The following is a 5408-nucleotide window of genomic DNA, read 5'->3' as shown; positions in this document are numbered from 1 at the left end:
AAGAAAAGACGGGACCGGGAACGGTATACCCGTCTTTTGTCTATTCTGCGGGGCTTCTGTTAAGCTTAGGAAAGGATGCTAGCATTCAGAACAACAGCAAGGGGTTAAGGCTATGACAAAAATAGTAGTAGTGGATGACGATGTGTTCATTTTACAACTAATATCTGAATATTTGAAAAAAGAGTCCTATGAGGTAACTTCCTTTTCCAGTGGGAAAACACTGGTAGAGCATATCCGAACCAACCGTCCGGATTGTCTCGTGCTTGATATTATGATGCCAGGCATTGACGGGCTTTCTCTATTGACTCAGCTTCGTGAGTTTACAGAAATGCCAATCATTATGATCTCCGCACGCGGAGAGGAAAGTGACCGCATCCACGGGCTGGAATTGGGATGCAGTGATTTTTTGACCAAGCCCTTTAATCCAAGGGAGCTGGTGGGCAGGGTCAAAGCGATGCTAAGGCTTAGCAAGGCGGGCACGTCTGCATCTGATGACAAGCAAGTAACAGAGAGCGCAAATCTTTGCCATGCGGGCAATCTATGCATTTTTGCTGACTTTCGTAAAGTTACAGTAGATGGACAAGCGGTGAATTTGACCTCACGTGAATTCGATCTGCTGCTGTTTCTTGCGAATCATCTGGAACGACCTTTTGGCAGAGAGCATTTGATTCAGCAGGTGTGGAGCTATGATTTTATAGGAGATGTGAGGGTCGTAGATGATCTGGTCAAACGGATTCGCAAAAAGTTGGCAGAATACCACTCCACACTCGTCATTAACACGGTATGGGGCTTCGGATATAAAGCAACGGTTCAGGAGAAGTAAGCCATGCGTACGATGAGAGCTAAAATTCTGCTGTCCCTCTCCATTGCCATGCTGATTACCGTCTGTATAACGGTGGTCTTGTTCATTAGGCTCATTGATGACATTCTGGTGAATCAGGCCAAATCTAAGCTCCATGATCAGGCACGGAAAGCCGTCCATATTATGAGTGACGGAGGATTTGATCGGCTGGATAATGCTGAATTTCACTATGTTATCAAGGGTGTGCTTTTATCTGCCGATTATTTTATTTTAAGCACGGATAATCGCATCATCGACTCCAGCGTCGCTGGAATGGAAGGCAAAAAGCTCGAGCGTTTGCTTTTGGTCCGCCAGGGCTTTTTTGCATCGGTCCATCCGTCTGCTCACGATTTGGTTACTACACATGAAGGCGTTGCTGTCCTTTCAGGTAAAAAGATACTGTTTACGAATGAAGAATTGCCCGGGCAACCTTTTCGTATTTTTGTATATTCACCCTTATCTTCTTTAAGAGCTCTTTATGTACCGTTAATGAGAACTACGCTGCTGTCGATCATCGCGAGCTTTCTGGTGATTCTCGTTATTGGTCTGTTGGTTGTTTCACGTCTGGTACGTCCGCTCAAACGATTGAAGGAGGCGGTAGGCAACTATGAGCCGAATCAGCCACAGGATAGTGATTTTCCACAGGCGGACAAAAGCGAAATTGGCGAATTGATTGGCACCTTTCATTCCATGTCCGCCCGCATTCAGCAGCACCACCACAGCCAAATTGAATTTCTACAAAATGTATCACACGAGTTAAGGACACCGTTAATGTCCATTCAAGGCTATGTATATGCCATTCAGGATCAAGTGGTATCTCAGGATGAGGGACTGAGCATTATCAGAGTGCAATCCCAGCGATTAATTGATATGGTGGAAAAGTTGCTTCAGCTATCGAGGCTGGAGGCGCTAACTGAGGAATGGCCTGTCTCTCTGGTTGATCTGAGAAGTATGGCAGAGGACGCTGTTCATCTGCTGATGCCGATGGCCAGTGAACGCTCTATCTCGCTGCGAGTGGAGGGAGAGGGGCTGCATGTGGCCGTGCCGGCCGAGCAATTATTCCGCATGATATTGAATTTGCTGCAAAATGCAGTTCGACATACCTCTACGGAGGTTGTCATTCATTTGGAGACAGGGACAACACCGGAGGTTGTGTGGGCTATGCATGTAGATGATGATGGGAAAGGCCTAACCGAATCTGAAGCAGCCGAGGTGTTCGGAAGATTCTATACGGGATCAAATGGTGTCACGGGTCTAGGATTGGCTATCTGCCGTCAAATAGCCTCGCGACTGAATGGAGAATTACTTTGTACACGGTCGCCATTAGGTGGGGCGCGCTTCAGCTACATTCAACGCATGTCATGACACATGTTATAAATGAGGGAAAAATGGTTAAAAATGATCAATTTATCGCAAAAATATGCCACTAACATGACATATCATGATAGGTTTTTGGTGATATTTTAGATATTGCTTGACTGGCGAGCACTAAAATGAGTAAAATTATTCGTATATACCTTGACTCATGAACGTCGTTTTTTTAGATAGTGGTCAATAATAATGATGAATAATAAATGAAAGAGTGATGAGATGAACCGCCTTTTGGAAGTGAAGGACTTAACGATATCTTTCAAGACCCGTCAGGGCCTAGTGCAGGCCATTCGTGGCGTAAACTTTCATGTCAATAAAGGAGAGACGCTGGCGATTGTCGGCGAATCCGGCTCAGGCAAAAGTGTAACCTCGCAAGCTGTTATGAAGCTGATCCCAACTCCTCCGGGCGTCTATCAAAAGGGTCAAATTTTGTTTGACGGGGAAGAGCTGATTCATAAAACGGAAAAGCAAATGCAAAAAATTCGTGGTAAGGAAATTGGGTTGATTTCACAGGACCCTATGACTTCGCTTAACCCGACGATGAAAGTCGGCAAGCAGATCACGGAAGTGCTTTTCAAGCATGAAAAGATATCCAAAGATGCTGCTCGCAAGCGGGGCATTGAGTTGCTGAACCTGGTAGGTATTCCACACCCTGAACAGCGTTTCAACCAATATCCGCATGAGTTCAGTGGTGGTATGCGTCAACGTGTCGTTATTGCGATGGCTTTGGCTGCTAATCCTAAACTTCTGATTGCCGATGAGCCGACGACTGCGTTGGATGTAACCATTCAAGCTCAAATCTTAGAACTGATGAAGGACCTTCAGAAAAAGATCGATACCTCTATCATCTTTATTACTCATGACCTTGGTGTTGTGGCAAAGATGGCAGATCGTGTAGCTGTTATGTATGCAGGACAAATCGTGGAAACAGGTACGGTTAATGAAATTTTCTATAACCCGAAACATCCATATACATGGGGACTCCTCGCTTCCATGCCTAGTTTGGACAGCCATGGTCAGAAGCTGGCCGCGATCCCGGGAACACCACCGGATCTGCTTCACCCACCTGTAGGGGATGCCTTTGCAGCCCGTAGTTCGTATGCTATGAAAATTGACTTTGAGAAAGAGCCGCCACTCTATCAATTGTCCGATACACACTTTGTGAAATCGTGGCTGCTTCATCCAGATGCACCTGCGGTTGAGCCACCAGAAGCGGTGAAGGCTAAACTTCGCAAGCTGGATAATGCATTTGAAAAGCCAGTTTTAGTTGAACAATACGGCAGTTAAGGCACGAATAATTTGTAAATAATCTCAAATAATAAATGAAAAAGGCTGTTTCTCCATGTGGATTCATATTACGGAGAAACAGCCTTTTTGCTGTAACACCGCAGGCTACATGGGCCTGTGGTGCTTTGTATTATACGGCAATACTTACAACTTGCCAGAACCGGCTTGGGAAGTGACTTCTGCCTTCACGCTGGCGGATGGGGAGATTTTATCATTCAAGGATGGCTTCCAGCCAACAGAGGAGCTAAGACCCGCACTGGAGCCTGCGTTAACGGCCTGTCCATTCAGAAGTGTGCCCGTATCTGACAAGGCGGTTCCACCAAAAACAGACACAATTTTGGCTGCGGATAGTCCCGCAACGTCAATGACATTGTTTTCAGCAAAGATTTTGGAGGATTTGCCCGCACCCCAAATATACAGCGTAGGGTATTCAGAGCGATTCACATCCCCGGAATAGTAATTGTTATATAGATGAACCTGTCCATAACGTACGCGCGGTGTGCGTTGTACTGTGTTCTCATAATAATTGTGATGCAGGGTTACACGTAAAGCTCCTTCATCTGCTGTTTTGCTGTCGCTGTTGCCGATAATGGATGTTTTGTCATGATCGTGAAAGTGGTTGTATGAAATAGTAACCAGATCGCCTTGGTTAGTCACATCGAGCAGTCCATCATGATGCTGGTATTCTTGACCGTAGAAGGTGCCATTTCCGCTATCGGGGTGAGACCCGTCGTTGAACGTGTTGTGGTCCACCCATACATGTGTAGCTCCATTAATTGTAATGCTGTCATACTCTGAATTCCAGTTGCCTGTGCTGCCATCCGTTGGGTCCCACTGCGGGAAATAATCGTAGGCGTCCTGAAATTCAATATTACGGATAATGACGTTGTCTGTACCCTTTTTCAATTGGAAGTTCGCACCGTTAATGACGGCGTTATTGCCCAGACCAACTATCGTTGTATTGGAGGGGATATCAATAACGACACGACTGGCTTGATTTTTCTGTGAAGCCTTACGTGCGTCTTCTAATGTACCGGAAGGAACCTTTTTTCCCCACGTAGATGGATCATACGCCTTGAGATATGCGTTAAAATCATATTTAGGGTCCTTATAATCATTCAGTCCTAACGGTTTATTGTTATCATCGACGTTGGCATTGATTGTGCCTTTAACATAAATGATTTTAGGCGTAGTGTTGCTGCTTTTACCTAAGGCATCGACAAGTTGTTTACGGTTCGTTACGGTGAAAATATTGGAGGAAGTAGCAGCAGCTCCACCTGTTGTACCCGTAGAAAAGGCGGCCCAGCCGTTTTTGCTGCCGAGTGTCTCCTTGCCGATATCGCTGGCTGCATGTGCAGGTGCATCCATAGGAGCCAGAGTAGCGAACAGTAACACGGCTGCGATGGCGAGTGAACATCTTTTTTTCATAAAATACCTCCGTATATTGAATTAATAGAGTAGACGAACGAAGGGAGTCCCGGGTGCTCCTGTAGTTACTACATGTTCTATCATACTTTTTGTTCCAGTATTTGTTAATATAATAAAAGTTACATGCTAAAATTTTTGTCGAATTTTTTATATAATTCAATAGAGCCCTTGTTTTTCCAATCAAAACGCATATACAAGAATGAAAACGTTAACAATCACATGAAATAAAAATTGTATATATGATTATATGGAATTTTTCGGTGAATAAAGATAGAATCATTTTTCTCGTAATGTTAACGATTTCAAGTCAAAATGCGAAAAAAAATGACAGGGGAATTATGGATTTTTGTAGAATCCTCAGGTACAATGCTTGTAATCAAGCTGAGGAGGATTGGGCATCATGGCAGAGCATTTAGCAGATATCTTGAAGTTGTTGAAGCAAAAAGAGTGGGTGGACTTGTCTCACGCCTTTTATCCCGAA

General features: G+C 44.7%; 4 protein-coding genes. 3 read left to right on the top strand and 1 reads right to left on the bottom strand.

All coding sequences use genetic code 11. The features are described 5' to 3' along the window. Nucleotides 1-112 precede the first annotated feature (112 nt). The 3 genes from AC5V8P_RS22960 to AC5V8P_RS22950 all read left to right on the top strand — a co-directional run bounded on the left by AC5V8P_RS22960 (nt 113) and on the right by AC5V8P_RS22950 (nt 3499). On the top strand, nt 113-823 hold the full coding sequence (locus AC5V8P_RS22960) for a response regulator transcription factor (RefSeq protein WP_064796794.1): 711 nt from the start codon (nt 113-115) through the stop codon (nt 821-823). A gap of 3 nt (nt 824-826) precedes the next feature. Next, nucleotides 827-2206, top strand: coding sequence for a sensor histidine kinase (locus AC5V8P_RS22955; protein ID WP_064796793.1), 1380 nt, complete (start codon nt 827-829; stop codon nt 2204-2206). Nucleotides 2207-2431: 225 nt separating this feature from the next. After that, entirely contained in the window at nt 2432-3499 is a 1068-nt protein-coding gene (locus AC5V8P_RS22950) for an ABC transporter ATP-binding protein (protein ID WP_063211243.1), read from the top strand. Nucleotides 3500-3643: 144 nt separating this feature from the next. Here AC5V8P_RS22950 and AC5V8P_RS22945 read toward each other — a convergent pair whose 3' ends face one another. Next, a complete protein-coding gene (locus AC5V8P_RS22945) occupies nt 3644-4927 on the bottom strand; it encodes a pectate lyase family protein (protein ID WP_064796792.1) in 1284 nt (427 codons plus the stop codon). Nucleotides 4928-5408: the final 481 nt, after the last annotated feature.

It is taken from the genome of Paenibacillus sp. N119s, from assembly GCF_059447605.1.
Note: the sequence above shows the minus strand (reverse complement) of the source record. Positions and strands in the feature narration are given on the sequence as shown.